This is a genomic window from Providencia sp. PROV175 (assembly GCF_032707045.1).
Lineage (GTDB): Bacteria > Pseudomonadota > Gammaproteobacteria > Enterobacterales > Enterobacteriaceae > Providencia > Providencia hangzhouensis.
Genome location: NZ_CP120533.1, coordinates 2,749,477 through 2,774,314, shown reverse-complemented (window position 1 = coordinate 2,774,314; position 24,838 = coordinate 2,749,477). Strand labels below are relative to the sequence as shown.

Annotated in this window: 45 protein-coding genes; 37 read left to right on the top strand and 8 right to left on the bottom strand. The window is 41.7% G+C overall.

What is annotated here, in order from left to right:
• Nucleotides 1-540 precede the first annotated feature (540 nt).
• From P3L44_RS12545 to P3L44_RS12520, 6 genes are all read right to left on the bottom strand, one after another.
• Nucleotides 541-1,017 (bottom strand): hypothetical protein, encoded by a 477-nt coding sequence (locus tag P3L44_RS12545; protein WP_272661511.1) that lies wholly within the window; start codon nt 1,015-1,017, stop codon nt 541-543.
• A 14-nt stretch (nt 1,018-1,031) separates the two neighbouring features.
• Nucleotides 1,032-1,844, bottom strand: coding sequence for a hypothetical protein (locus P3L44_RS12540; protein WP_272661512.1), 813 nt, complete (start codon nt 1,842-1,844; stop codon nt 1,032-1,034).
• Between the two features lie 84 nt (nt 1,845-1,928).
• Nucleotides 1,929-2,843: a recombination-associated protein RdgC gene (gene rdgC / locus P3L44_RS12535; protein WP_272661513.1), complete on the bottom strand. Its 915-nt coding sequence runs from the start codon at nt 2,841-2,843 to the stop codon at nt 1,929-1,931.
• A 146-nt stretch (nt 2,844-2,989) separates the two neighbouring features.
• Nucleotides 2,990-3,178, bottom strand: coding sequence for a carbon storage regulator CsrA (gene csrA / locus P3L44_RS12530; protein WP_071548870.1), 189 nt, complete (start codon nt 3,176-3,178; stop codon nt 2,990-2,992).
• A 34-nt stretch (nt 3,179-3,212) separates the two neighbouring features.
• On the bottom strand, nt 3,213-3,422 hold the full coding sequence (locus tag P3L44_RS12525; RefSeq protein WP_094962334.1) for a hypothetical protein: 210 nt from the start codon (nt 3,420-3,422) through the stop codon (nt 3,213-3,215).
• A 98-nt stretch (nt 3,423-3,520) separates the two neighbouring features.
• On the bottom strand, nt 3,521-4,153 hold the full coding sequence (locus P3L44_RS12520) for a LexA family protein (protein ID WP_272661514.1): 633 nt from the start codon (nt 4,151-4,153) through the stop codon (nt 3,521-3,523).
• A 102-nt stretch (nt 4,154-4,255) separates the two neighbouring features.
• Between P3L44_RS12520 and P3L44_RS12515 the strand changes: the two genes are divergently transcribed.
• The 14 genes from P3L44_RS12515 (at nt 4,256) to P3L44_RS12450 (ending at nt 11,552) form a co-directional block, all read left to right on the top strand.
• On the top strand, nt 4,256-4,441 hold the full coding sequence (locus P3L44_RS12515) for a Cro/CI family transcriptional regulator (RefSeq protein ID WP_071548508.1): 186 nt from the start codon (nt 4,256-4,258) through the stop codon (nt 4,439-4,441).
• 56 nt (nt 4,442-4,497) lie between these two features.
• Nucleotides 4,498-4,956, top strand: a complete 459-nt coding sequence (locus P3L44_RS12510; RefSeq protein ID WP_272661515.1) for a YmfL family putative regulatory protein — start codon at nt 4,498-4,500, stop codon at nt 4,954-4,956.
• Between the two features lie 282 nt (nt 4,957-5,238).
• Nucleotides 5,239-5,418 (top strand): DUF4222 domain-containing protein, encoded by a 180-nt coding sequence (locus P3L44_RS12505; protein ID WP_071548505.1) that lies wholly within the window; start codon nt 5,239-5,241, stop codon nt 5,416-5,418.
• Nucleotides 5,419-5,427: 9 nt separating this feature from the next.
• Complete coding sequence (locus tag P3L44_RS12500; RefSeq protein ID WP_272661516.1) at nt 5,428-6,489, top strand: conserved phage C-terminal domain-containing protein; 1,062 nt, start codon at nt 5,428-5,430, stop codon at nt 6,487-6,489.
• Nucleotides 6,486-6,734 carry a hypothetical protein gene (locus tag P3L44_RS12495; protein WP_272661517.1) on the top strand — a complete coding sequence of 83 codons (249 nt, stop codon included), beginning with the start codon at nt 6,486-6,488 and terminating at the stop codon, nt 6,732-6,734. Before P3L44_RS12500 ends, P3L44_RS12495 begins: the two co-directional genes overlap by 4 nt.
• Nucleotides 6,734-7,267: a phage N-6-adenine-methyltransferase gene (locus P3L44_RS12490; protein WP_272540132.1), complete on the top strand. Its 534-nt coding sequence runs from the start codon at nt 6,734-6,736 to the stop codon at nt 7,265-7,267. Before P3L44_RS12495 ends, P3L44_RS12490 begins: the two co-directional genes overlap by 1 nt.
• Nucleotides 7,264-7,608: a hypothetical protein gene (locus tag P3L44_RS12485; protein WP_140170624.1), complete on the top strand. Its 345-nt coding sequence runs from the start codon at nt 7,264-7,266 to the stop codon at nt 7,606-7,608. Before P3L44_RS12490 ends, P3L44_RS12485 begins: the two co-directional genes overlap by 4 nt.
• Nucleotides 7,608-7,787 (top strand): hypothetical protein, encoded by a 180-nt coding sequence (locus P3L44_RS12480; protein WP_094961270.1) that lies wholly within the window; start codon nt 7,608-7,610, stop codon nt 7,785-7,787. The genes P3L44_RS12485 and P3L44_RS12480 overlap by 1 nt, the downstream gene beginning before the upstream one ends.
• On the top strand, nt 7,778-8,263 hold the full coding sequence (locus P3L44_RS12475; RefSeq protein WP_094961271.1) for a hypothetical protein: 486 nt from the start codon (nt 7,778-7,780) through the stop codon (nt 8,261-8,263). The genes P3L44_RS12480 and P3L44_RS12475 overlap by 10 nt, the downstream gene beginning before the upstream one ends.
• Nucleotides 8,260-8,625 carry a RusA family crossover junction endodeoxyribonuclease gene (locus P3L44_RS12470; protein ID WP_272661518.1) on the top strand — a complete coding sequence of 122 codons (366 nt, stop codon included), beginning with the start codon at nt 8,260-8,262 and terminating at the stop codon, nt 8,623-8,625. Before P3L44_RS12475 ends, P3L44_RS12470 begins: the two co-directional genes overlap by 4 nt.
• Before the next feature lie 171 nt (nt 8,626-8,796).
• Nucleotides 8,797-9,624: a KilA-N domain-containing protein gene (locus P3L44_RS12465; protein WP_227528794.1), complete on the top strand. Its 828-nt coding sequence runs from the start codon at nt 8,797-8,799 to the stop codon at nt 9,622-9,624.
• Nucleotides 9,621-10,160, top strand: a complete 540-nt coding sequence (locus tag P3L44_RS22145) for a DUF968 domain-containing protein (RefSeq protein ID WP_272661519.1) — start codon at nt 9,621-9,623, stop codon at nt 10,158-10,160. The genes P3L44_RS12465 and P3L44_RS22145 overlap by 4 nt, the downstream gene beginning before the upstream one ends.
• A gap of 14 nt (nt 10,161-10,174) precedes the next feature.
• Nucleotides 10,175-10,954 carry an antitermination protein gene (locus tag P3L44_RS12455; RefSeq protein ID WP_272661520.1) on the top strand — a complete coding sequence of 260 codons (780 nt, stop codon included), beginning with the start codon at nt 10,175-10,177 and terminating at the stop codon, nt 10,952-10,954.
• 169 nt (nt 10,955-11,123) lie between these two features.
• Entirely contained in the window at nt 11,124-11,552 is a 429-nt protein-coding gene (locus tag P3L44_RS12450; protein WP_272661521.1) for a hypothetical protein, read from the top strand.
• A 123-nt stretch (nt 11,553-11,675) separates the two neighbouring features.
• On the opposite strand, the gene P3L44_RS12445 is transcribed toward P3L44_RS12450, so the two are convergent.
• Entirely contained in the window at nt 11,676-11,939 is a 264-nt protein-coding gene (locus P3L44_RS12445) for a hypothetical protein (RefSeq protein WP_222960250.1), read from the bottom strand.
• Nucleotides 11,940-12,222: 283 nt separating this feature from the next.
• On the opposite strand from P3L44_RS12445, the gene P3L44_RS12440 reads away from it, so the two are divergent.
• The 3 genes from P3L44_RS12440 to P3L44_RS12430 all read left to right on the top strand — a co-directional run bounded on the left by P3L44_RS12440 (nt 12,223) and on the right by P3L44_RS12430 (nt 12,953).
• A complete protein-coding gene (locus P3L44_RS12440; RefSeq protein ID WP_272661522.1) occupies nt 12,223-12,441 on the top strand; it encodes a hypothetical protein in 219 nt (72 codons plus the stop codon).
• A 53-nt stretch (nt 12,442-12,494) separates the two neighbouring features.
• Complete coding sequence (locus P3L44_RS12435; RefSeq protein ID WP_166685803.1) at nt 12,495-12,710, top strand: hypothetical protein; 216 nt, start codon at nt 12,495-12,497, stop codon at nt 12,708-12,710.
• A 75-nt stretch (nt 12,711-12,785) separates the two neighbouring features.
• Nucleotides 12,786-12,953 (top strand): hypothetical protein, encoded by a 168-nt coding sequence (locus P3L44_RS12430; RefSeq protein ID WP_272661523.1) that lies wholly within the window; start codon nt 12,786-12,788, stop codon nt 12,951-12,953.
• On the opposite strand, the gene P3L44_RS12425 is transcribed toward P3L44_RS12430, so the two are convergent.
• Entirely contained in the window at nt 12,940-13,161 is a 222-nt protein-coding gene (locus P3L44_RS12425; protein WP_272661524.1) for a hypothetical protein, read from the bottom strand. The two genes, P3L44_RS12430 and P3L44_RS12425, sit on opposite strands and share 14 nt — an antisense overlap.
• Nucleotides 13,162-13,326: 165 nt before the next feature.
• Between P3L44_RS12425 and P3L44_RS12420 the strand changes: the two genes are divergently transcribed.
• The 20 genes from P3L44_RS12420 (at nt 13,327) to P3L44_RS12325 (ending at nt 24,780) form a co-directional block, all read left to right on the top strand.
• Entirely contained in the window at nt 13,327-13,527 is a 201-nt protein-coding gene (locus P3L44_RS12420) for a phage holin family protein (RefSeq protein WP_109913315.1), read from the top strand.
• Complete coding sequence (locus tag P3L44_RS12415) at nt 13,508-14,083, top strand: lysozyme (RefSeq protein ID WP_112308322.1); 576 nt, start codon at nt 13,508-13,510, stop codon at nt 14,081-14,083. The genes P3L44_RS12420 and P3L44_RS12415 overlap by 20 nt, the downstream gene beginning before the upstream one ends.
• 52 nt (nt 14,084-14,135) lie before the next feature.
• A complete protein-coding gene (locus P3L44_RS12410; protein WP_272661525.1) occupies nt 14,136-14,654 on the top strand; it encodes a hypothetical protein in 519 nt (172 codons plus the stop codon).
• A gap of 347 nt (nt 14,655-15,001) precedes the next feature.
• Entirely contained in the window at nt 15,002-15,169 is a 168-nt protein-coding gene (locus P3L44_RS12405; protein WP_272661526.1) for a hypothetical protein, read from the top strand.
• Nucleotides 15,169-15,507, top strand: coding sequence for an HNH endonuclease signature motif containing protein (locus P3L44_RS12400; RefSeq protein ID WP_272661527.1), 339 nt, complete (start codon nt 15,169-15,171; stop codon nt 15,505-15,507). The genes P3L44_RS12405 and P3L44_RS12400 overlap by 1 nt, the downstream gene beginning before the upstream one ends.
• Nucleotide 15,508: 1 nt before the next feature.
• Entirely contained in the window at nt 15,509-15,712 is a 204-nt protein-coding gene (locus P3L44_RS12395) for a hypothetical protein (RefSeq protein ID WP_272661528.1), read from the top strand.
• Nucleotides 15,713-15,835: 123 nt separating this feature from the next.
• Nucleotides 15,836-16,303, top strand: coding sequence for a phage terminase small subunit P27 family (locus tag P3L44_RS12390; RefSeq protein ID WP_071548472.1), 468 nt, complete (start codon nt 15,836-15,838; stop codon nt 16,301-16,303).
• Complete coding sequence (locus P3L44_RS12385; RefSeq protein ID WP_247047111.1) at nt 16,257-17,999, top strand: terminase large subunit; 1,743 nt, start codon at nt 16,257-16,259, stop codon at nt 17,997-17,999. Before P3L44_RS12390 ends, P3L44_RS12385 begins: the two co-directional genes overlap by 47 nt.
• A complete protein-coding gene (locus P3L44_RS12380; RefSeq protein ID WP_272661529.1) occupies nt 17,999-19,336 on the top strand; it encodes a phage portal protein in 1,338 nt (445 codons plus the stop codon). Before P3L44_RS12385 ends, P3L44_RS12380 begins: the two co-directional genes overlap by 1 nt.
• 5 nt (nt 19,337-19,341) lie before the next feature.
• A complete protein-coding gene (locus P3L44_RS12375) occupies nt 19,342-20,196 on the top strand; it encodes a head maturation protease, ClpP-related (RefSeq protein WP_272661530.1) in 855 nt (284 codons plus the stop codon).
• An 11-nt stretch (nt 20,197-20,207) separates the two neighbouring features.
• Nucleotides 20,208-21,422, top strand: a complete 1,215-nt coding sequence (locus P3L44_RS12370) for a phage major capsid protein (protein ID WP_272661531.1) — start codon at nt 20,208-20,210, stop codon at nt 21,420-21,422.
• 46 nt (nt 21,423-21,468) lie between these two features.
• Complete coding sequence (locus tag P3L44_RS12365; protein WP_272661532.1) at nt 21,469-21,708, top strand: hypothetical protein; 240 nt, start codon at nt 21,469-21,471, stop codon at nt 21,706-21,708.
• Complete coding sequence (locus P3L44_RS12360; RefSeq protein WP_272661533.1) at nt 21,708-22,034, top strand: head-tail connector protein; 327 nt, start codon at nt 21,708-21,710, stop codon at nt 22,032-22,034. Before P3L44_RS12365 ends, P3L44_RS12360 begins: the two co-directional genes overlap by 1 nt.
• Before the next feature lie 9 nt (nt 22,035-22,043).
• Nucleotides 22,044-22,370: a phage head closure protein gene (locus tag P3L44_RS12355; protein ID WP_272661534.1), complete on the top strand. Its 327-nt coding sequence runs from the start codon at nt 22,044-22,046 to the stop codon at nt 22,368-22,370.
• The gene (locus tag P3L44_RS12350; protein ID WP_272661535.1) at nt 22,363-22,812 is read left to right on the top strand and encodes an HK97-gp10 family putative phage morphogenesis protein; all 450 of its coding nucleotides are present in this window, start codon (nt 22,363-22,365) and stop codon (nt 22,810-22,812) included. Before P3L44_RS12355 ends, P3L44_RS12350 begins: the two co-directional genes overlap by 8 nt.
• Nucleotides 22,809-23,144 carry a hypothetical protein gene (locus P3L44_RS12345; protein WP_272661536.1) on the top strand — a complete coding sequence of 112 codons (336 nt, stop codon included), beginning with the start codon at nt 22,809-22,811 and terminating at the stop codon, nt 23,142-23,144. Before P3L44_RS12350 ends, P3L44_RS12345 begins: the two co-directional genes overlap by 4 nt.
• Nucleotides 23,145-23,204: 60 nt before the next feature.
• On the top strand, nt 23,205-23,693 hold the full coding sequence (locus P3L44_RS12340; RefSeq protein WP_272661537.1) for a phage tail tube protein: 489 nt from the start codon (nt 23,205-23,207) through the stop codon (nt 23,691-23,693).
• Entirely contained in the window at nt 23,693-24,073 is a 381-nt protein-coding gene (locus tag P3L44_RS12335; protein WP_140183005.1) for a phage tail assembly chaperone, read from the top strand. Before P3L44_RS12340 ends, P3L44_RS12335 begins: the two co-directional genes overlap by 1 nt.
• Before the next feature lie 23 nt (nt 24,074-24,096).
• Nucleotides 24,097-24,384 carry a DUF4035 domain-containing protein gene (locus P3L44_RS12330; RefSeq protein ID WP_210846978.1) on the top strand — a complete coding sequence of 96 codons (288 nt, stop codon included), beginning with the start codon at nt 24,097-24,099 and terminating at the stop codon, nt 24,382-24,384.
• A gap of 39 nt (nt 24,385-24,423) precedes the next feature.
• Nucleotides 24,424-24,780 (top strand): hypothetical protein, encoded by a 357-nt coding sequence (locus tag P3L44_RS12325; protein ID WP_272661538.1) that lies wholly within the window; start codon nt 24,424-24,426, stop codon nt 24,778-24,780.
• Nucleotides 24,781-24,838 lie beyond the last annotated feature (58 nt).

Sequence of the window (24,838 nt, the reverse complement as noted above, 5' to 3'; positions counted from 1 at the left end):
CATTGTTTTTAATTTATAACCTATAGTTAATTTGAACTTTCTAATTATTTTTGTAGTCCTCGCCGATGCTTCCTGTGTCGGCATTTTTTTATTCATTTCATCTATTTAATCGCTAGGATTAAAACGTTTCATGGCAAACACTTATTTACCTTCTACACTTAACCCCGAAAGAGTAGTAACAAGCTGTGCAATTTTCGCCGACCTCCCTGTGTCGGCATTTTTTTATCTAGCTTCCTTGCTAAATTCCATGCCTTAACTATGCTTAAATTGCTTACACAGAGAAACTATAAATATCCCTACACAATTTGCCGCCCAATCCGTGTCGGCAATTTTTTTATTACCAGGTCTGGTTTATTAAACATTCGATATTGATTTATGTTCATTAACTATGTTAAAAAGCTGATACCTATTATTACAATTAGATCACTCATCAAGATTCCCTTACCGCCTCCGTCATGGCGGTATTTTTTTAATTCATTTTGGCAAATAACCGATTGAATTGTAATTTACAGCGACGAATGCAGCGTCCATGTAGAGTTTTCATGGCAAGCCCCTTAATGATTTGTAAGTTAATTTCATTTCTTGATAAAGTTTTGTACCTTCACCAGCATCGTAAAGCTCTTTCCATTTAACCCAATTATCGATAACAGCAGACCACTGAGGTGAACATGCTTTCATTTCATGTAATTGGCTTGCTAGTTCAGGTACGGCTTCTAGTAATCGAATACAGCGGCCTAAATCAGCACCATCCCAAGGGTAATGATGTTGAGCGCTAAATTGACCAGAAAGAACGGAAGCCATATATTTTGAACTCGCCCCTACATCATCACTAGCAAGCCACGCAGCAAGCCCCATACCTTCAGAAGCTTTAACAAGCGGCTTTTTGAATTCTTCACAAACCAATGTTGCAGCTTTAATAATGGCATTCATATAACGAGGTTCAGCAGGTATGCCGGGTATTTGTTTTTCTATTTCAGTAGAAATAGCGGAAATTAAATTAATTTGGCTAAGTTGCATAATTAACACCCTGGTTATGAATAATCGTTGTTGTAATAAATCTCATCAGCGTCAGATTCATCTAAAACTAACAGGCTACCGCCGTAATAAAGCGCACCAACAAGGCGCTCAAACTCAGAACGGAACTGAACAACTTGCTTACCAAGCGTGTCATGGTATTCAAGCTCACCAGCGTATAGGCTGTAAACTGGATACCCATCATGCATAACTGCTACGTCTTCACGCATTTCTCTAGTGGTTTTTTGATGGAAGCTAAGGTAGGTATCGCACTGATGATATTTTTCTTTGCTTCTATGGCTGTATGAAGAGTCGCTAGCTGGCTCTTTCTCCAAGCCGATATGAAAAAATCCTTTTTCCCATGTATATTCTCCCTCGGAAATAACCACTAGTGGTCTTCCCCAGCCCTCATGAGCCGCTTCTTCTTGATATTGATCTACGTATGCCTTCCAAAGGTCAGATGCTTTGATATATTTTGGAATTTCATGTGATTTGATAAATTTCAATACCAAATCTTTCATGCCGTTAACCATTTGCTCGCTGACACCATTCATTTCCCATTGGCTAGAAAGCTCTTTAGCCATTAATAGGTTATATTTAGGTAGGTCGACTACTTCACTAATATTTTCAGGAAGTGCTGATTCAAGGGCTTTTTTAACTCGGTCAGGAAAATCTCCCCAGCTAAAAGTATCTTTAATTGCTTTTTCATAAAGACTTTTAACATGAGTACGGATCATTTCTGCATACTCGGGGGATTTTTCAAACTCAGAACAATGTTTAGCGATATCATTTGCCAAGCTATCAGCAATAATATTTTTTCCTTTCGGCATAATTAATACTCCACGCAATATTTAGATAATAAGAGTTCGTCTCTTAATAAAGAGAATTAAATTCCTTGGTGTTGATTAAATTATTTAAAGCTTGGCTTCGCCGCCAAGTGAATCAATTAATGCTTTTATTAAAATATTTAATTCCGAAATAATTAAGAAGAAATCAGCATCAAAGCGTTGGTTATAATCTTCTCGTTCGATATCATCATTAGATTCTAAAAACGCAGAGTCAAATTTAAGCTTAGATAAAACAAAACTATCATCAATACAGAATGTAACTCTATCTTCATAAACTAAGGATAATTTAGTGACTAATTTACCCGCTTCAATATTCGTTTGAATTTCATCAGAATTTAAGTCTTGTTTTGTATATTTGGCAATTCCACCTTCTTCAAGTATGGCCTTCATTTCGGATTGCTCACCAAATACAAAGCCTTTTGATAACTGCCCGTTTCTAACCCATTCTGTTAGCGTTAATTCAATAGGGTCTTTCATTGTTACTGGTACTACTGGTAGGGAGCCTATAGCTTTGCGAATCATCGCAAAACACTCTTCAGCACGTCGGTGTGACGGTACTAACGCAGCAATAAATCCATCAGTAAGATTAACCCACACATCGAAACGGGCATACTTAGAGAATGCACGAGGTAGGAGCTCCTGAATAACTTCATCTGTAATGGTTTGGCGTTCAGTTTTCTTTAATTTTCTGCCCTGATCCGCTTCTAGCTTCTCAATCTTTTTATTTAACTCATTATTGATAACAGGAGTTGGTATCACTTTCTCTTCTTTAAAAAGAGAAATAAGCATCTGGTCATTAACTTTATGAGTCAAACAATCAGAATTACCAATGCCAAGCGGTGGAATAAAACCAAAACGTTGCATATCAAGTGAACCACAAGGCTCATATTTTAAATTTGATAACTGCTCTTCGATATTATTAAAATCAATATCGCGGGTTATCCGATAAATAATTAGGTTTTTAACATTAAAAACACTCATGAGATATCCTCAAATATAATTAACTCCACACAATAAATAAGAACACTGACAAATAATGAATATATTTACCTAGTATGAACACTGAATATCAGTGGCCTTATGTATTATGAAAAAGGGCGGCACAACACCGCCAAAAACTACAAGGGTCAATCACTAGCAGTGGCAATACTATTTTCAGCTAAGATACGCTGATAAATTTCTTCACGATGTACAGCAACATCTTTTGGGGCTTCAATACCAATCCGCACTTGGTTACCGTTCAGACCCAAAACAGTCACTTTAATATCATCACCAATCATTAAAGTTTCACCGACTCGACGAGTTAAAATAAGCATTCCCATACTAAGTACTCCACACAATTGAATTCAGTTAAGCACTAACAGTAACTGCACACATATCCATGCACTCTGCAATTTCTTCGTCGAGCTTTTCGAGTTTAGATTGCAGCTCATCACGCTCGTTGCGTAGTTTTTGCAGGTTATTAATTTGTTTGGCTTTTTCTAGTATCCACTCGCGCACATCATCCTGCGACATTGGCACACTAAAAGTAACGATTGGTTCATTTGAATTGGTTTGCATTGAGCACCCCCTAAGTTGTCTTTGGTATAAATCTAATCCAGCTTAGGGGTTGTGTCAATAAAAAATCTAAATAATCTTAGGTTTTTTGCTTGGGAGGGTTAGAGTTCAAACTGAACACTTCTGACGACACCTACTATTTCACAGTTTCCATTGATAGGGATACTTGGATATCTGGGGTTTAAAGGAAGTAAAAATCTACTCGGACCATCTATTACTAATTTTTTAACGGTTACTTCATTAGAGCCTGATAATCTTGCAACAACAAACTTTCCACTAATAGGCTCTACGTTCGGGTCAACAATAATATGCGCTCCCTCCGGTATTGATGGCATCCCCAATGGGTTGGTCATCGAATCACCCTTTACTATTAACGAAAACGCCATAGGCGATACCTTTATGCTAGTTTCAATATATTCTAGGTCGTCATTAAATATTTCTTCTGGTGGGTAATCAGTAAACATCCCAGCCTGAACGTAAGACAGCACAGGTATTCTTTGGATTGTAGTAACTACAGCATCAGCATCTCTAGTTGGTATACCATATAGGATGTAAGCTTCTGATGTATTGAAATATTTTGCCAGCTTAATTAATGCTTCTCCATTGGGTAAGTTAAGATCTCTTTCCCAGTAACCAACAGCTACGTCAGAGACACCACAAAACTTCCCTAAATCTTTCTGGGATGTTTTGGATGCTTTTCTCATTTTTTTAATTCTTTCTCCTACCGTTTCCATTAGCTCTCCATTAGTCATTAAAAACCTAAGTTATCTTATTTTTTATTGACCAACATAAAATTCGGCTTTATTATCTAAGTATTCTTAGTGTAAGGGGGTCTTATGACAACAAATCAAGTTGAACAATATTTCGGGAGCGGGACTAAAGCTGCCGATTTTTTCGGTATTAGCCCAGAAGCTTTTTATCAATGGAAAAAAAGGCCTAACCAATTGATACCCAAAGGTAGAGCTATCGAAGCTGATTACAGAACTAAAGGTGGGCTTAAGTTTAATCCGGCGCTCTATTAAAAATACCAAAACCAACTAACTGAGTTAACTACCAACAAAACAACGGAATTGTAGATATGTGCAAACAAACATTAAAAGAAGTCGTGAAAGAAATGTGCAAGGCATTCCCTGGTGGTCGTTCAGCGATGGCGGGTGCTTTGGGTATTTCTGAAACTACTTTCAATAACAAGCTATATGAGAAAAACGGCTGTCGTTTCTTTGAAAATGATGAGCTTGAAGCTATGGAAGAGTTATCAGGCACTAAGTTGCTGGTGGAGTATCACATGGATCGTCACTCAATGGTTCCTGCAACTAAAGTCGAGCCTGAGAATTTAGATACAGTCGAACTTTTTGAAATACGCATGAATCTTGGCGCTATGCAAGGTGCGTTATCTGTACTGATTCAAAATAGCATTTCTGATGGCGTTCTTACTGACGAGGAAATTAAGGCAATAGAACGCAAGTTGGCAAAGGTTTTTGGGTACGCTGCAGGGTTTATTGAGTCATTAAAAACGGTTTATGGGATTAAACGATGATGAGCATAGCTAGAAAGGTTGACGCCCCAGATATGCGGTCCGAGGCGTCGGGTGCTAATAACAACTTGTGTGGAGTAACTAGCATGAGCAGTGTAAACCAATTTCAATCAAAAAAGCAATTTAGATGCTTACCTGTATCGAAATGTGGTCCGTTTCAATATGTAGAAATCATAACCTCAGCTGACGAGTCGGGCAACTACCAGACCGAACAACAATTGGTAGATAGCAAAGCCCTAAGAGATAGCTGGGCTAAATACTATTTCCGCAGTGGGAGAGAGGTTAGTGAGCAATGAAAAGCATAAAAACCTTAATCGTTACTTCCGAGATAAGCGAGGTCGTATTGTCCATGTTGTTGAGTGGGACAAACCAAGGCAACGGGTTGTTTTCATGCTCGATGACTATGAGCACCCCTGTTTCGAGCCCCTCGAACAATTCAAAAAATATTACACAGAAGTTAAGTAAGGTGGCTGTATGAGTAGCTTATTACTCCTTAAAACCCGCCCACAAATTGTTATACCTGAGCTGGCGGTTCGCTTGGGCTTGAATGAGGCTTTATTACTTCAGCAAGTTCAATACTGGCTATCTGAAACCTCGTCAGGTGTTGATCATGACGGTAGGCGCTGGGTTTATAACACTATTGAAGAATGGCGTGAACAATTCCCGTATTTTTCCGAATCCACAATTAAGCGTGCATTTAACAATTTAAAAAAATTGGGTGTATTAAATATTGAGCAAATCAATAAACGCACCCATGACCGCACAAATTATTACTCTATAAATTATGAACATGCGTTGTTATCCGATGAGGTCAAATTGAACCCATCGAACAGTTCAGCCGAAGCCTCTCGAACAGGTCAAAATGAACCCATCGATAAGCGCAAAATGAAACGTTCGAACAGTACCAAAATGACCTCATCGAACGGGGCAAATTGCCCTGATCTTACAGAGAGTACTACAGAGAATACACAAGAGATTACAACAGAGAGTAACTCTTTTTGTCAGGCTCATGCTGAGCCCGACCATGCGCAAGCTGTTTTAGATCATTTCAACAAGGTCACTAACTCAAGTTATCGCGATGGTAAAACAACTATGGGCCATATCAGAGCCCGTCTAGCTGAAAATTACACCTCAGATGATTTAATTCTGGTGACTGACTACATCACAGCCAAGTGGCTAAATGACTCAAGAATGAGTGATTACCTACGCCCGAAAACATTATTTAGCCCTGAAAACTGCATGGAGTACTTTGAAAAAGCTCAGAAATGGAGTGAGGCTGGTCGCCCCGTCTGTGTTAACGGCAAATGGCTCAAGCCTGGTGAAGTTGCTGTAAGTATCGATCCGGTAGAACGTGACAATGCTTACACACGGATCATTGGTTCTAGGTTAACCCCTAAAAATCGGACGGAAGAAATCGCAGCTGAATTAGCGGGTAAACAGGGTGTTCGTAACATGTCGGATTTTGTAGGTCGCAAGGCATGGTTAGGTATTTGGCAACAGGCAGCAGAGCTAGCAGCGAAAGAGGTGACAGCATGATGCGTAGTGAAACTAAAACAATCTATGGCGTTGACGTGCTAGGCATGATTGCCATGTTCAAACAGCTACGTAAATGGAGCACTATTCGCAAGCTTCGTAACAGATGGAATCAATCTCGTCGTGACTTAGTGACCTGCAGGAAGTTTCGCCACTTAAACCATCATGCTGACCATTTTCAAGTTCAGCAGCGTTATAAGCATATGCGCGAGTATGTTAAATCCCACCAGCAGCGAGGCGTTATCTAATGGCTGTTTATTCAAGTAATACCGCACCAGAAGATAAGGATTGCTGGCAAACGCCTCAATGGTTATTTGAAGCTTTAACGCTTGAGTTTGGTTTTTGGTTAGATGCTGCCGCAAATGAGCAAAATGCCTTGTGTCCATATTTCTTAACCATAGAACAGAATGCATTACAAAGTGATTGGGTAAGTCGTGGCGCCATATGGTGTAACCCGCCTTACAGTAAGATAAAACCGTGGATCGCTAAAGCTGCGGAACAATGCACAAAGCAAAACCAACCAATAGTGATGTTATTGCCAGCGGATAAATCAACATCCTGGTACTCATTGGCGCTAAAAAGCGTTGATGAAGTTCGAACTATTATCGATGGCCGTATTAATTTTGTTGATCCCAATACGGGAAAAGAGAAAAAGGGCAATAGTAAAGGCTCAATTCTTCTTATCTGGCGTCCATTTGTAGAGCCAAAAGCAATTGGTACGCATGCCTCAAAAAATCGCTTAATGGAGATAGGCAAAGCAATCTTAGGGGAGGCGGTATGACTCCTTTGTATTTAAGAATCGCGAGCGAATTCAAAGCGGGTAACGAAATAACAACTAAGAAAATCAGAAGCATATATGCATCATCTAACAGTCATACAAAAATCACGATAGATTTTTTGCTCAGAGCTAAAGCGATAAAGAAAACAGGAAGAAAAGAAGGAGCTTTTAGTATTTATGTGCTTCAGCAAGATGCTTATGAGAAAACAGTCGAACTAGATAATAAAAGCAAGAGATATAGAGCAAAAACAAATCGGCATGTTAAGTGTGATGTTAAAGAGTTAATGAAAACGCATAACCCATTGATATTAAAATTCAATGCATTGCTGGCGGGGGTTAGATAGTGAAAAACAAAATGCCAGAAATTCACCAATGCAAATGCGGTAGCGAAGATTTGCACATTCAAACTCTCGAATATCGCACATGGTTCTATGTTTATTGTCATAGTTGCGGTGCGAAAGGCCCTGCAGTAAATGATAAGCCATCAGCGGTGGCAATCTGGAATGAGGTGGTATCAAAATGACACATGCTGAATTATGCGAGATAGCTGTTAAGTTTCTAAATAAAAATGGCTTTAAAGTTGCGTTCGGTGACAGATTTCAAACTGTTAACAGCACAGGTGAGCAGCCGGATGCGATTGGCTTCAGAAATGGGTCAAGTTGCTTAATCGAAGCAAAAGTAAGTCGTTCTGATTTTTTAGCAGATAAGAAAAAGAAATTCAGAGCAAATCCTGATCTTGGGATGGGCGATTGGCGTTTTTATATTTCACCGCCAGATATTATCAAAATTGAAGACCTTCCCGCTGGGTGGGGCTTGTTGCACGTAAAAGGCAATCGGGTATTTAAAATTCACGGATGGCCGGGCAATTGCGAATGGTACACAGAAAAGCCTTTCAATTCGAATAAGCAAGCAGAGTGCAATCATTTATATGGAGCCCTTCGCAGGCTACAAATCCGTGGCTATTTGCATGAAATTTACGAGGGGTACCCATCGGAATGAGTAACACAATATCGCTAATTTTGCCGTTTCCACCAAGTGTTAATGCTTGCTGGCGAACAGTCAACGGCAAGATGCTTATTAGTGAGAAAGGTCGTCGGTTTCGAGCAAGTGCTATAGCGGCAGTTTATGAACAACTCCGCAAAAGACCGAAAGCTATTACGGAGCACGTGTCAGTCATCGTGAAGATGTACCCACCAACCAACCATAGGAGAGATATTGATAACTATTTGAAAGCACCATTTGATGCATTAACACATGCAAATATTTGGAAAGACGACGACCAAGTAAAGCATGCTGATATCACTTGGTGTGAAGTAGTAAAGGGTGGTCGATTTGAAATAACGATCATCCCTAAGCCTTGATAATACAGCTACGGGAATGCTCCGTAGATAAAAGCGTTTCGGACTTTAACAACGAAAATCCAATTATTGGTGCAAAATAGCTCAAACTATGTATTCTAATAACCTGTACGTTAATCCAGTGATATGCGGAAGCTGGGTTGATGAATTAAAACAACTTGTGGAGTATACATCATGAACCAATTGGTAATTGATGGCGTCAGCGTACGCCAATTTTCAGAATCTTTTTTTTGTTTGAACGACCTTCAGAGGGCAGCAATGCTAGCAGATGGTGAAACACGCTCAAGCAGAACCCTTGAAGTACATGAGTTTATGCGCAGACCAGAAACTCAACAACTCATCGATTTGATTAAAAAAGAAACTACGGGAAATTCCCGTAGTATGTCCGAGCCTGTTATTACTGTTCCGGGGCGCAACGGTGGAACTTTTGTTTGCAAGGAGTTGGTTTACTCTTATGCAATGTGGATAAGCCCAGCATTTAACTTAAAAGTTATCCGTACTTTCGACTCCATTGTGATGCAGCAGCAAGTAATAGATACAGAAAGCGAAAGAATTAAGGCGGCTATAATAATCCTTGAGTCAGCCACAAAAACCTTAAATTTATCAAATAGCTCAAAATTGAGCGCCTATCAAAAGTTACAACAATTTGCTGGACTACCAAACATCATGCCGTCATATGCTATTGATGCTCCCAGCGATGCTGTGGATGGCTCCAGTAGGCCTACCCATTCATTAACTGAATTTATCCGCAAGAATGGCCTTAACATCTCCGCGCAAGCAGCTTTTAAACGTTTGGCTGAATTAGGGTTAGTTGAAAGAAAATCACGTCCAAGCACTAAGGGAGCAAATAAAACCAAGCAATTCTGGTCAATCACTGCTAAAGGCTTAATTTATGGTAAAAATATCACTAGCCCTAATAACCCAAGAGAAACTCAACCGCACTTCTATGAAAGTAAAAGCGCTGACCTCGTCAAATTAATGGTAGTGGGGCAAGCCGCATGAGCCATCAATGGATATTAACTCCGATCCCAGTTCCTGAGCTTAGCGCCGTGGTATTTAGACCAGGAGCACATTTAAATACATTCAGTGGAAGAATGTTGCTCATGACTTTACCTGAGGAGCTAAAGCATAAACCATCAGGCCTTATCTCTCTTTCTGACCAATACCTCAGCGGCGTAGTTGGTGATGAACGGGTATCGAAACCTGTGTTAAATTTAACCATCGATCCCGAGCCACCAGCTAGCCTAATGCTAAAGCCAAAATTACAGCGCTGGACTAATGATAACTACCTGCAGTGGGTTAAATCACAGCCATGTTGTGTTTGTGGCGCCACATCGGACGATGCACATCACCTAATCGGTCATGGTCAGGGCGGAATGGGTACTAAGGCTCATGACTTGTTCACTATTCCATTGTGTCGTATTCACCACAGCGAGTTACATAAAGATCCAAATGGGTGGGAGCGGGAGCACGGAAGCCAAATCATTTTGTTATTTAAATTTCTAGATCGGTCTATCGGTCTGGGTGTTTTTGGTTGATAGAGGCGGATATCATGAAATTAGAAAATGTACTTAAAAACTTTCATCCTAAGTCACCGACATTCGGCAATCTAGCTGGCTGCACATCCCCAGACCGTTTAACAGGTACCGATATTATGGCGGCTGTAGGCATGACTGAATCACAAGCTGAATTCGGTATGGCGGCTTTTTTGGCGAAAAATGATATCAGCGAAGAGGATAAGTTCTCTACGGTAGAAGCCTTGACCCAATATGCTAAAAAAACCACACCTAGGCTGGTGGCTAAAGCTGCAGGTAAAAAGTTGGGTTACTGTCTAATTATTCTGGCCAAGATGGCATTTGAAGATTATGCCCGTTCAGCCGGTTCAGTTTTTCCATGTTCAGCATGTAGCGGTAAAGGTCTTATTTATAAGAGAAAGGACGTAGTCAAACATCCTGGTATAACTAGACTAGACGGAACTGTAATTATTGAGCCGTGGACGAAAAATGAAGAAGTGGGTGAATTGTGCCAAGAGTGTAACGGTAAGGGGCAACTAGCACACCGTTGCCGCTGTAAAGGGAGGGGTAAGGTATTAGATGACATTCAGACTAAGCAGCAGGGCGTGCCCGTATTTAAAGATTGTCCTCGTTGTGCTGGTAAGGGGTTCAACCGTGTACCGTCGTCTGTGGCATATAATGCAATAAAGCATTTAGTACCCGACCTTAACGAAAGAACATGGCGCAGAAACTGGAAGCCGTTCTATGAAAAATTAACAAGTAAGTGCTTTATTGAAGAAAGCATGGCGGAACAAGCATTTAGTAGAGTGATTAAGTGAGTTGTTCGAATAAATAGTAAAACTTGAATTTTGTCCGAAATTGGCTTATTATCTTCTAATAATGGACATTCTATACCTAGTCGCATTAAACCCAATTCAAGGCCTCGCAATCGCGGGGTTTTTTGCTATTCTGGATATATTAATTATGTTTGGACTAGGGTAGTTAAGTATGAAAATCAATCTAGGTAAATCATGGGTTGGAGTTTGTATCATTGCTTTATTTTTAATGGCAATCTCTTTTATATTCGGCGCTTCGATTACCAAAACAATTGACTTTGACCCCATTGAACAATCAAAAATCAATGTTTCAAATTTATTGGCTTATCCAGAAGCTGCTGAATTTAAAAACATGGAATATTTTTATAACAAAAAGACTTCAAATGGTGGTGTTCTGGGGTATATATGTGGAGAGGTATTTACCTTTAACAAGGATAACTTACCAGATGGGTTTAAGCGTTTTATAGTTAAAGTATACACTCCTCCAGAAGGCTTAACTTTGCTTTCTTTTCCGATTATAGAAGGCGGGGAGGACGCACTACTATCTGAAAAAATAGACAGTATTTGGATGATGTTTTGTCATAATAATGACAATCCATGATGAAAACTCTATTTGCTAGCTTCTATCTTTCTCATAGCGGCATTAAAGCGAGTAGGGTTTTCATTGTGAATACCGATTCCTATATCGAACGCTATTTGGTAGTACGTAGGTAGCTACAAAGGATTACAAATATTTTTTTAAAGCAGGCAGATATTTATCTGATATTTTTACTAGTTTTGTATTAGGCTTTATTTCAGATTCAACGACAATCAGAATCTCTTTCTCGATTAATCTCTTAGCGGCATCTTTGTATAGGCGGATTTTTCTTTTTTTATACTTTGCGTGTAGGAAGTAAATAAGTAAGGCTTTTTCTTGTTTATCTAATTTTTTTATCTCTCTACTTGCAGTGAAATGTTTAAACATAAAATTCATCAAAAATTGATACACTATCTCTCCTTGTTGCATTAGGCTTTGGTGCTTACCACTTTAACATAGTTTGAGATCTTGATGTCTTTGAATGTCAATTAGTATTGATGAGTATCATAGTAAAATAGCAATCTACATGGGGTATCTGTACTTATCAGGATAGAAGCACACACACCATGGGGAACCTGAACGCATACACTCTCAGCGTATGCCTCCACAACGCGATTTCGAACAACAAAATATTCCAAAAATTATTCCAAGGGCTGCGCATTGCGTGGCCTTTTTCTATTTAAGAGGTCACCAAATGAAAACAATCCAAGTTACGGTGACGCAGCTTAATGGCTCCGTCTCTTTTGAAGTGCATCAAGGTGGTAACTTGCTTATAAAAGACACTCTCTATGGTAAGTCAAACGCTGAATTTCATAAAAAATATAATGTAAACTGCACCTCTGACGAGCTCTTGATTACCACTACCCATAGAGATAGTGAAAACGTGAAAATTTCAGTTAAAGCTATTGGCTAATCAACAATAAATACAATAATCTATCTCTGGGTACCCAACAAAAGGAGATAGAAATGTTTGTAGATAGTGATTTAGCACCAGATCCAGATAACAAAGGATGGGTTTTGGGCTGGGGAGTGGTCAGGTATGCACCATGGCATTTAAGTGGTGTTTATGCAACTGAAGAACAGGCTAACCAACAAGTTGAGTTATTAGGTGCGGACTATGAGGTGCATTATGGATCTCATAAACTACAGAGCGATGATTTTATTTGGAGTATTGCTTACTAGATAAAATGCTCAAATAGCTTAATTTAAAAATATCAGGTCACTTAGGTGGCCTTTTTCTATTTAAGAGAGGTAGTTATGAGTCGAAACATCAAGAATGCACGAATTACCCGTATTTCTAAGGTAAAAGCGGATCGCAGTTTAGAAGAACGAGTAACAGCATTAGAAAAACAGCTCACTGACATGCAAGCGAAAGCGAGCTGTGCCATGAACGTCAGAGGTACTATTGAAGCTAACTCTGTGTAACTTCAAATGACTCAATGAGTGCGGCAAGGGCTAAAAGAGCTTCTTTAGTAGCTGAATTATTATTATTATCTGAATCAAATCTCAACGCATTAATTATATTGTTTTTAACTGATGGGGTCTTGTGGGATATAGCCGTGATTGTATAAGCAAGGGCAGATTCAATAGCATACAATCTCGCGCTAGTATCTAAATTATTACTATATTGCATAAATTTCCTCACACCGAAGTTAATCAGCCATCCCTTCGGTAAGTCACATAGGGCTGAATCTCTAACTTATCTCAAATACTGATTAAATTCATTAATCTAAATCTAGCTGCTATTGCTGGTGGCTTTCTATTAACTAAACATCGGAACACTCCGCAGGGGGTGGATATGCGTATGCACGAAAAATACTCAAGCCCCTTTTCTTATGCATTAGGAGTAATAACCACTGCGGCAGGGGCGTTATCTTTAGACCAATGGGCGGTGCTCATCGGGATTATTTGTACTGTCGCTACCTTCTTAGTGAATTGGTACTACAAACGGAAAGAATTCAAATTAAGAGAGGCTAACAGTGGCAAAAATACCAAATAAGATAAAAATGGCCGCTGCAGCTGGTGGGCTGATGACCTTAACTGTTGCGATGGTTGCAGAGTTTGAAGGGTATGAGTCCAAACCTTACCGTGATGTAGTGGGAGTTCTTACCGTATGTTATGGGCACACGGGCTCCGACATTATCCCCACAAAAACTTATACGAAAGCCGAGTGTGAAGCGCTGTTAGAAAAAGACTTGGCAATTGTCGCTAAGGCTGTGAACCCTTTAATTAAGGTTAGTATCCCTGATTACACTAGGGCGGCACTCTACTCATTTACATATAACGTAGGAACAGGGGCTTTTTCGCGCTCTACGCTACTAAAAAAACTCAATGCTGGTGACCAAGCTGGCGCATGTAATGAACTTAAACGCTGGATATATGCTGGGGGCGTCAAATGGAAAGGGTTAATGACAAGACGAGAAGTAGAAAAAGCCGTATGCCTTGGCGAGTTCGCTTATGTATATCCGCTTTCATTATCGGATTCCCCATCTACTTGGCAGCTGGCGTATATGTACTCAGAGACGATACCTGCAGTACTGACAAGGTCAGTTTAGAAAAGCGGTGCCAAAAAGCCCTAGATCACTATCGAGGTAAGCAGGTGAACTTATGAAAATAGATAATTCATTCTGGTTATTTCTTATGGCTGTCGGTCTAGGATGGTGGGCTACAACGCTTTATGACAGCAACGTTTCGGTAAAAAAAGATAACGATAGGCTTCAAGTTGATAATGACAAAAAAAGTAAGTTGATTGCTGATCAGTCCTTCGAATTCAATCGTATTAATCAAATAACGGGTACCGCTTATCGAAACGGCATTGTGTCTAAAGCAGAGTCACAGGAGAAAATCATTGAATACAGAACGATTCTTAAAAAAGAGCCAACTTGTGATCTTATTGTTCCTCAGTATTTTACTGATGGGGTGCTCGATGACGCATACAGTTTACGAGCCAGCGCCTTGTCCAACGATCCCAAGCGAATTAACACAGCAGGTGTTGGTTTCACTCCCACCCGACAATTAACATATTGTCAGGCGGTTGAATGGATACCCCATTTATTAGCCGATCTTAAACAGGCAAACATCCAGCTTGATGCGTTAGAGCAAATAAGAAAAGGTCAATTAAAGTAATTCCATAGGGCAAGTAAGCGCGGCGTTGTCGCTGTCTCATGTGTTAGCTGTGACCAACCTCTCACTTGATAGCGCACACTGAGAATCAAAAACAACGAATCCAAGTTTGGGTAGACTCATTAGGTTGAAACGTCAGCAACCGGAGAAGAAGCGGCGTGACTTATGGAGAGACATAATTTTATTTAATTCTACAAATGCTATTCGTTGAGTAGCATTGATAGAATTTTATATATGTTTTAAATGCTGGTGGTCACTCGCTACCACGGAGTTATATAAATTCATCTAGGATAATATTCTAAATAGCCATCAGTTAGCCGCTGGTGGCTTTTTTATTTATGGAGACAGTCATGACAGATTCAATTAAAAGTGGTCTTGTCGTTGAGGCTGAAACTATCAAAACAGAAACTGAGGAACAAAAGCGGCTCAAAGATCTGGAATTGAAAGTTTCAAACATGCAAGCACAGATAGATCGACTATCACAAGATGTGCAATCGGCTAAGTCTGGGTGGTTGTAATGAAACGGCCTAATGTCTACGGTGGCAGATGGGCGAAGGTCAGGCTTAGCTTTCTCAATGAAAATCCTCTATGTGTCATGTGCAAAGAGCAAGGGCGGATTACTGCAGCGACAGTCGTTGACCATATAACCCCGCACCGATTACGAGATGCGCTAGCATCTGGTGACGCTGAATGGATAGCTAAAGCCCAAAAGCTCTTCTGGGATAAAAAGAACTTCCAAAGCTTATGCGATCCCCACCATAACTCAACCAAGCAACGCATGGAGAAGAGTGGTGTCGTCGTCGGCTGCAGTGAAAATGGTATACCGCTTGACCCTAATTCACATTGGAATAAATAACATGGCAGAAACTAAGCAAGTAAAAATTTCTAAGTTGTTCAAACATGGTAAACAGATTGGCTACTGCCTCACCGTTGATGGTCAAATGTTGTCTAATCAAAAGCAAGTAAGCATTAACACATACCCATTAGATGCTTCAGTTGATGTTGAATTCGTGTGGCATGAATCAATGGTCACAGACGCACCTGATATTCATTTGAAATAGTTTCGGTATGAAATCATAACGGTAGGGGAGGGTAAAAAGTTCAAAAACTTTCCCTTTAATTACCGACCGTAGTCATTCGTGTGCACAACCGCGAAATGAAAAGTTTTTTTCTGGGAGGTTCCGATGGCAGGAAGACGCCCGAAACCGACCAACTTGAAATTGGTAACGGGTAATCCGGGGAAACGAAAACTTAACGACAAAGAGCCCAAACCTCGGCGTGAAATTCCAAGCCCACCCGAGCACTTAACGGATTGGGGAAAAATCGCATGGGCAAAATTAACCTTGCTACTTGATGGTATGGGCGTTTTAACCATTGCAGACGCTTTGGCTTTGGAAAGGCTTTGTGATATCTACGCTGATATTCTTCAGCTACGCGACACGATAGCGATTGAAGGTCGCACTTATACAACAAAAACCCAATTGGGTGATTTTCTGATTAAAGCGCACCCAGCAGTAGCAATGTTGGCTGATGCGGATCGCCGTTTTAAAAGTTATTTAGTCGAGTTCGGTTTGACTCCGGCTGCTCGCTCAAAGGTGAAAATCGATGGTGGAGAAGAAGAGGAAGACCCGCTCAACGCGTACTTCGGTTGACCCTGCAACGCAATATGCCCAAGACGTTCATGACGGTAAAATTCTTGCTGGCCCCGACATTCGAAATGCTTGTGCTAGACACCTTAAAGACCTAAAAGAAGCTAAACAACGAGGTTTAGTGTGGGATATTGATGCAGTTCAGCGTGCAATTGGTTTCTTTGCAAAGGTACTAAAACTTAATGGTGGTGAGCACGAGGGGAAGCCTTTTATTTTGCTGCCATGGCAATGTTTCGTGGTTGGTTCGATTTTTGGTTGGCAAATGGAAGATGGCACTCGTCGCTTTCGCATGGTGTATGTTGAGTCAGGGAAGGGCTCGGGTAAATCACCCTTAGCAGGTGGAGTAGGTCTTTATTGCTTAACGGCTGACAGTGAGCCGCGCGCTGAAGTTTATGCCGCAGCAACGAAGAAAGACCAGGCTATGATTTTGTTCCGTGATGCAGTTGCAATGGTTGACCAATCACCTGCATTGAGCCAGCGGATCACCAAATCAGGCGGTACAGGTAAAGAATGGAACTTAGCATTTTTAAAAACAGGGTCATTTTTCCGACCGATTAGTGCTGACGATGGGCAGTCAGGCCCACGCCCTCATTGCGCATTAATTGATGAAATTCATGAGCATAAAAATAATAACGTTGTTGAAATGATGCGTGCTGGGACTAAAGGTCGACGGCAAGCATTGATATTTATGATCACTAACAGTGGCCATGATAAAACCAGCGTGTGTTATGACTACCATGAATATGGTCGAAAAGTTGCTGAAGGTTCGATTGAAGATGACAGTTTCTTTTCTTATATCTGTTCACTTGATGAGGGGGATGACCCCTTTAAAGATGAATCGTGCTGGGGAAAAGCCAACCCCTCTTTAGGTTATACCTTTACTGACCGTTATTTACGGGAGCAAGTTACACAAGCTCAAGGTATGCCCGCAAAAGAAAGCATTGTTCGTCGGCTTAACTTTTGTCAGTGGGTCGATGCTGATAATCCATGGATAAATGGTGATACATGGATGAGTTGTGAGAAAGCGTTCAGATTAGAGGACTTGCAAGGCGAGGAATGTTATGGCGGGCTGGATTTGTCAGGAACACGAGATTTAACCGCGTTAGCACTTTATTTTCCACGAATCAAACATCTTTATGTCGAATTCTGGACACCGAAAGACACCTTGCTAGATAGAGCTAAAACTGACCGCGTTCCTTATGATGCATGGGCTAGAAAAGGCTTTATCCATACCCCTCCTGGTAATGCAGTTAAATATGAGTTTGTTGCTGAGCGGATTGCTGAAATAACAACACATGTGAATTTAGTCGCCATTGCATTTGACCAATACAGGATCAAATACTTAGAGCCTAAATTAGATGAGGCTGCAGTCACGGTACCCTTAGTTCCTCACGGACAAGGTTATTACAAGGCGAAAGATTCTGGCTTATGGATGCCTCACTCAATTGAACTATTTGAAGGGTTAATTGATGACCAGACCATCATTATCCATGCTAATCCCTGTTTACGGTGGAATGCGGCATCAGCAGTGACAGAGGCGGATCAAAAGGAAAACCGCATATTTGCGAAAAGGAAAAGTACAGGGCGCATTGATGGTGTTGTTGCTTCAGCAATGGCAATTGGTGCATCTGAAGAAGAATATGAAAATGATGGAGATATTGAAGGTTTCTTTGATAATCCAATTATGGTGGGGTTCTAATGGCCAGACGGAAATCACAACGCAAAGCGCAGCGGTTGAATGCTAGTCAGCAAAATCCCCCTGCAGGGATTGAGACTCAAGATTTATTGAAAGCGCTGGGCGGGTTAAGCAGCAGTGGAAAATCCGTATCAACAGACAAGGCACTACAGCTCTCTGCTGTATGGTCATGCATTCGTCTGTTGAGCGAATCTATTTCAACGCTACCCTTAAAGATTTACCAGTACCAGACTGACGGCTCTCGAGTGATAGCGAAAGATCATCCCGCTTATCGCGTGCTGTGTCGACGGCCCAATGCAGAAATGACCCCGTCACGATTTATGTTGATGGTGGTTGCCAGTATTTGTTTGCAAGGAAACGCTTATGTTGAAAAGCAGTATATCGGCTCAAAGTTGGTTTCCCTGCAGCCGTTATTGCCGCAATCAGTGACAGTAAAACGGCTCGATAATGGGCTATTGGACTATCAATACGTGGGGCAAGGCGGTAAAAATCGACCAATCCCCGTTAAAAATATGATGCACATTCGTGGGTTTGGGCTAGATGGTGTGGTTGGACTCACGCCCATTCAGATGGGGCGTAATATTTTAGGCTCGGCGATTGCCACCGATGAAACCGCCGCCAAGATTTTCCGCAATGGCTTGCTGGCATCAGGCTTCTTATCCTCAAAAACAGCACTGACAAAAGAGCAACGTGAAAAGCTGCGCGGCTACTTGAATGCGTTTATCAGTTCTGAAAATGCGGGCAAGTTGATGATCTTGGAAAATGACCTGAGCTATAACGGCATTTCCATGAACCCCGAAGATGCGCAGTTGTTACAAAGCAGATCATGGAGTATTGAGGAAATTTGCCGCTGGTTTCGTGTGCCGCCCTTTATGGTGGGGCATGCGGATAAACAGAGCAGTTGGGCGTCGAGTGTGGAAGGCATGAATATGCAGTTTCTGACCAACACACTGCGCCCGCTCCTGGTCAATATTGAGCAAGAAATCAGTCGCTGCCTACTCGACAGCGATGATGAATATTATGCGGAGTTTTCGGTTGAAGGCTTATTGCGTGCCGACAGTGCGGGGCGTTCAGCTTATTACACTACCGCGCTGCAAAACGGCTGGATGAGTCGTAATGATGTGAGGCGACTTGAGAACCTGCCGCCAATTGACGGGGGCGATATTTACACCGTTCAACTCAACCTCACGCCGATTGACCAACTTGGTAAAGATAGCGCGGGCAATGAAGCCGAGAAGCTGAAGGCGCAATTGAGTAGCTGGTTATTCCCTGAAGGCAATCCATCAGCTCAAGCTAACAACCCTTCCCCAGAATCTAACAAACCTCATTCCGAGGAGTAAATTGAATGAAAAAAAGTCATTTGCCAGTTGCGCTGGAGGATCGCCCTTGCGCATCGATTAGCTATGAACTCAAGCCTAAAGCGCTGGATAAGTGGAATAGTGGTATTCGTGCCGCCAGTTCGGACAATACCATTTCTGTATTAGACGTGATTGGTGAAGATTTTTGGGGTGAGGGCGTCACCGCCAAGCGTATTTCTGCTGCACTCCGAGCCATTGGGAATAATGATGTTGTTGTCAATATCAATAGCCCGGGTGGTGACATGTTTGAGGGGCTGGCTATTTATAACTTGCTTCGTGCTCACAGTGGCAAAGTCACCGTTAACATTTTAGGGATCGCAGCTTCAGCGGCCTCCATTATCGCGATGGCGGGTGACGAAATTCAGATGGGGCGTGGTGCCTTTTTGATGATCCACAACTGCTGGGCCATTGGCATTGGTAATCGCCATGATTTCGCAAAACTGGCGAATGACCTCGCTCCTTTTGATAAATCGATGTTGGATATCTACGTTGCTCGAAGCGGCCAATCTGATGAAACCATTAGCCAGATGATGGATAACGAAACGTACATTGGTGCCAGTGATGCGATTGAAAAAGGCTTTGCAGATAGTTTGCTGGCGGTCGATGCCGTTGACGATGGTGACGAAAGCCCACAAGCCGCTATTCGTAAATTAGATGCATTGTTGGCTAAATCTAAAACCCCGCGCTCTGAGCGCCGAAAACTCATTAGTGCTTTAACGCGAAGTATGCCGAGCGCTACTTCTGAACCTGATGGTACGCCAAGCGCTGCCCAAAATATTAACCCTGAATCCCTTTCGGAACTGGAGAAGGCTATCGATGCCTTCGCTAACCTATCAAAATAATTGGAGACATTATGTCTGAAGCAAATGAATTGTTAAAAAACCTGTCGGCTAAAATTGAAAAAGCTACCGGTGAGTTTAATGCGAAAGCCGAAGAAGCATTAAAAGAAGCCCAAAGAGTAGGGGGCTTAAGTGATGAAACGAAAGCCTCTGTCGATAAAATGATGACAGAGCTCAACGCACTACGTGAGTCTGAAAAAACACTGAAAGCTTCCTTAGGTGAGTTGGAGCAACATGTCGCTCAAATGCCGCTAGGTAACGCGGTTCAGGCTGCAAAAAGTATCGGTCAGCAAGTCATTTCAGCCGACGTGTTGAAAGATATTAATTCCAGCATTCAGGGTAGCAAGCGCATTTCGGTTCCCGTTCAGGCTGCGCTAACCTCTGTTGATGTGGCTGAGGGCGTGGTCGAACCCCATCGCTTACCGGGGATTGATGTTGCACCGAAACAACGTTTGTTCATCCGTGATTTAATTGCACCCGGGAAAACGACCTCACCGGCTATTTTCTGGGTACAGCAAACCGGATTTACCAACGCTGCTGCCGTGGCACCAGAAAATACCACCAAGCCGTACAGCAACATCCAGTTTGCAACAAAAATCACGCCAGTTACCACCATTGCACATATGTTCAAGGCCTCTAAACAGATTTTAGATGACTTCGCACAACTGCAATCATTGATTGACGCTGAAATGCGTTACGGCTTGAAGTTTGTCGAAGAGCAAGAAATTTTGTTCGGCGACGGCTCTGGCGCTCATTTGCACGGTATCATCCCGCAAGCGTCTAAATTCAAGGCGGAGTTCGAAGTCGATAAACAAAACGGCATTGATGATTTGCGTTTGGCTATGCTGCAAGCACAGTTAGCGCGTTTCCCAGCAACGGGGCACGTTCTGCACTTCATCGATTGGGCGAAGATTGAACTGCTGAAAGATTCACTGGGTCGTTACATTCTGGCGAATCCGTCTGCATTAACAGGTCCAACGTTATGGGGCTTACCGATTGTTGTCACTGAAACTGCAGCATTCAAAGGCAAGTTCTTGACTGGGGCCTTCAATGCGGGTGCGCAGCTGTTTGACCGCGAAGAAACCAATGTAGTGATTTCTACCGAAAACGCCGACGACTTTGAGAAAAACATGATCTCGATTCGTTGTGAAGAGCGTCTGGCGTTAGCGTTAAAACGTCCAGAAGCCTTTGTTTACGGTGACTTCACAGCTCCTACATCGGGCGAATAATCAATCTAGGCGGTCGATAAGGCCGCTTTTTCTTTTGGGGTGAAATATGAAGCTCTTGATATTACGTGCGATTTACTTTGGCGGTAAGGTGGTCACGGAAGGTGACGAAATTGAAACGCTGGAACTGCATGGGCGCGAGCTTATTCAAAAAGGCTATGCATCTGAAGTAGTTATCAATCATGCTGCTGAACAGCAGGAACAGCAGGAACAGCAGGAACAGCAGGAACAGCAGGAACAGCAGGAACAGCAGGAACCAAAGCAATCCAAGGCTAAAAAGGAGAAATAATGCTTTCTCTTGAATTAGTTAAACAACATTGCAATATCGATGCTGATTTTACCGATGATGATAAGTTGCTGACGATCTATACAGGCTCTGCGGTGAAATATGTCGAACACTATACACGCAGGACGTTGTATGAAAACGAATCATCAGACGGTTATCAGGACGATCCTGAGCCGTTGTTGCTAAGTGATGATGTCAAAAATGCCATGCTGTTATTGATAGGGCAGTGGTATGAAAACCGCGAAGCTACCAATATTGGTAATATCACCTCAGCATTGCCGTTTGCAACAGAGGCATTGCTTCAACCTTACCGTATTTATGGGGTGTAAGGGGAATTTATGCAAGCAGGGCGATTACGTCACAAGGTGACTTTCCAGCGTAAGGAACTGGTTAAATTACCCTCGGGTGCTCGTGAAAATCAGTGGGTTGATGTAGCTACGACACGCGCAGAAGTTAAACCTATCTCAGGTCGTGAGCTTCTTGCGTCAGGTGCCGAAATGTCAGAAATAACAATTCGCGTTTGGATGCGATTTCGACCTGATATTAACTCAACATGCCGGATGGTATTTAATGGACTCAACTATGATATACAGTCCGTTATTCCTGATGTGAAAAATACTCGGCTTGAATTGCTGTGTAAACAGGGAGTTAAGGCGGATGGATGATTTTAATATTGATTTCAGCGGCTTTCTTGAGGTGAGTAAAGAGCTTGAGGAACTCAGCAAAGCTGAGAGTACCAGGGTATTGCGACAAGCGACTTATGCGGGTGCTGCTGTTTTGCGTGATGAAGTGAGAGCAAAAGCGCCAAGGCGTACTGGAAAGCTAGCCCGAAATATTATGGCCAGCAGCCAACGCAGTCGCAAAAATGGCGAAGTTTCGGCGGGTGTTTATGTTCGGGGTAGTAATAAAGAGGGCACTAATAGCGATAATTCAATGAAAGCCAAAGACCCAAGAAACGCTTATTACTGGCGATTTTTGGAAGAAGGCACTTCAAAGATGCCACCTGTGCCTTTTTTTCGACCTGCGTTTGATAGCAAAGCCGATGAAGCCGCTAGTGCTGCAATCGAAAAGCTGAATCAAGCTATTGATGGAGTGCTCAATAAATGAATGATGCCGACTTGTTCAAACTCTTAGATCCTGTATTGCCTGATAAAGTTTTTCCGCTTGTTGTTCCGCAAGATGCGCCCGCTATCGGTCCGCCATGGTTAATATTTTCATTCTATGAAGTTGACGAGGATGTGTTCGCTGGACAGGCTGAAACAATGACTAATATTCAAATTGATATTTATGCGAAAAGCCCTGATAAAGCTAGCGAAATACGGGATAAAGCATTTATGGCCATAAAGGTATTAGCACCTACAAATGTCTCCCGAAAATCGGATTATGAATCCGACACGGCTTTGTATCGTAAAACGTTAGAATTCCAAGTCTGGAATTAAATTTCAACTCACACCATCAGCCACCTACGGGTGGTTTTTTTATGTCTATAGGAAACTGATATGACGAGTAAACATGAAAAAACGCAAGGTACCAAAATCAGCGTTTCTAAATTGGCGGCAACAGATATTGCTGCAGTCGAAACAGATTCGTTGCCAATTGATTGCACAACAAAAGAAATTAGCTTCACGGGTGGTCAAAAAGCGGATATTGACGTCACAACATTCTGCTCAAATGAACAGGAAAATATAAACGGTCTCGCAGCTCCAGCGGAGGTCACTATTGGGGGCAACTTTGCAGTTGATGAAGGTCAAGATGTATTGCGTCAGGCTTATGATAGTGATGCAGTTCATGCCTTTAAAGTTGTATTTCCGTCAGGTTCGGGCTTCGCGTTCCTTGCTGAAGTTCGCCAAAACAGCTGGTCAGCGGCTACAAACGGTGTTGTGAGTGCATCATTTACTCTTCGTCTGAAAGGTAAGCCAACGCCATTAGTTAAAGGAAAAGTAGCGGCTCCAGTAACGCAATCACTACCAACAGGAGGCGGTAAGTAATGGCTAAAGTAAAAAAGTCTAATTTACGTACCTTAGCTCTTAGTGCTTCACAATCATTTCGGACTAAAAAGGTGGTTGTCCCTGAATGGGATAACTTAGAAGTAACCATTCGCGAACCATCCCTTCAGGCGCGTATTAAGTGCAGTGAATTGGTTGAAGTAAAAGAGGGCGAAGAATTAACATCTACCCAAAAATCCTTACGCAATATTGAAGGTGATGTTGCTTTATTTATTAACATTCTTCTTGAAGAGGATGGAACGCCCGTCTTCACTGAAGAAGATATCCCTGCCTTATTGAAAACATACGGTCCAGTTCATGCGCGTTTATTATCTGAAGCGTTTGCGCTAACTATTTCAGTGTTAGAAGCTGAAAAAAAGTAAAAGAACCGGAAACATTTTTTTTAATGACACTGGCGCTCAGGTTAGGAAAAACGCTTAAAGCGTTAATTCATGATCTGGACGCCAGCGAATTAAGAATGTGGATGGCATACGACAAAATCAGTCCTATTGGGGATGGTCGTGGCGATATTCAAACAGCAATGATCACCTCTGCAGTCATGAATGCGGCAGGTGCAAAAGTCTCTCTACGGGATATGATTCCAGTTTGGGATCAGGATGCAGCTAACGAACCTACTAGTGATAGTAATAATCAAGAGCCGCTTGAAGCATGGTTGAGCAGTATGTCTGAATAGTTATATAGTAGGCCCATTATTCATTAATGGGTCAAGAAAATGCAAAAGTTAATATCAAGTGTTGTATTTATAGTTATTGTTGCCATTGTTTCCATCTTCTTTCTTGCTAAAAATTATAGTAATCAGTTTGTCGAGGAAACTGAAAGTTTGATTAAGGCGAAATTTAGTACATCGACTTTTGAATTCAAGGATTCATATTTTACTAATACTGGATATAAGAAGGGGCATGGGATTGTCTGTGGAAAAGTTAAAAGAAAATTGTATGATGATGACAAAAATGAGCGTTATGACAACTATTATGCATTAATTTTAACAAGCGGTGACAATGTCTTGCTTTTAAAAGATGTTAAATTTGATGTTGGGCCAACTATGATTAAGTCACTATGCGAAAGATAATAAATCAATTTTTGACATATGGTAAAGACTGCTTAAGCGGTCTTTTTTTATGGGAGAT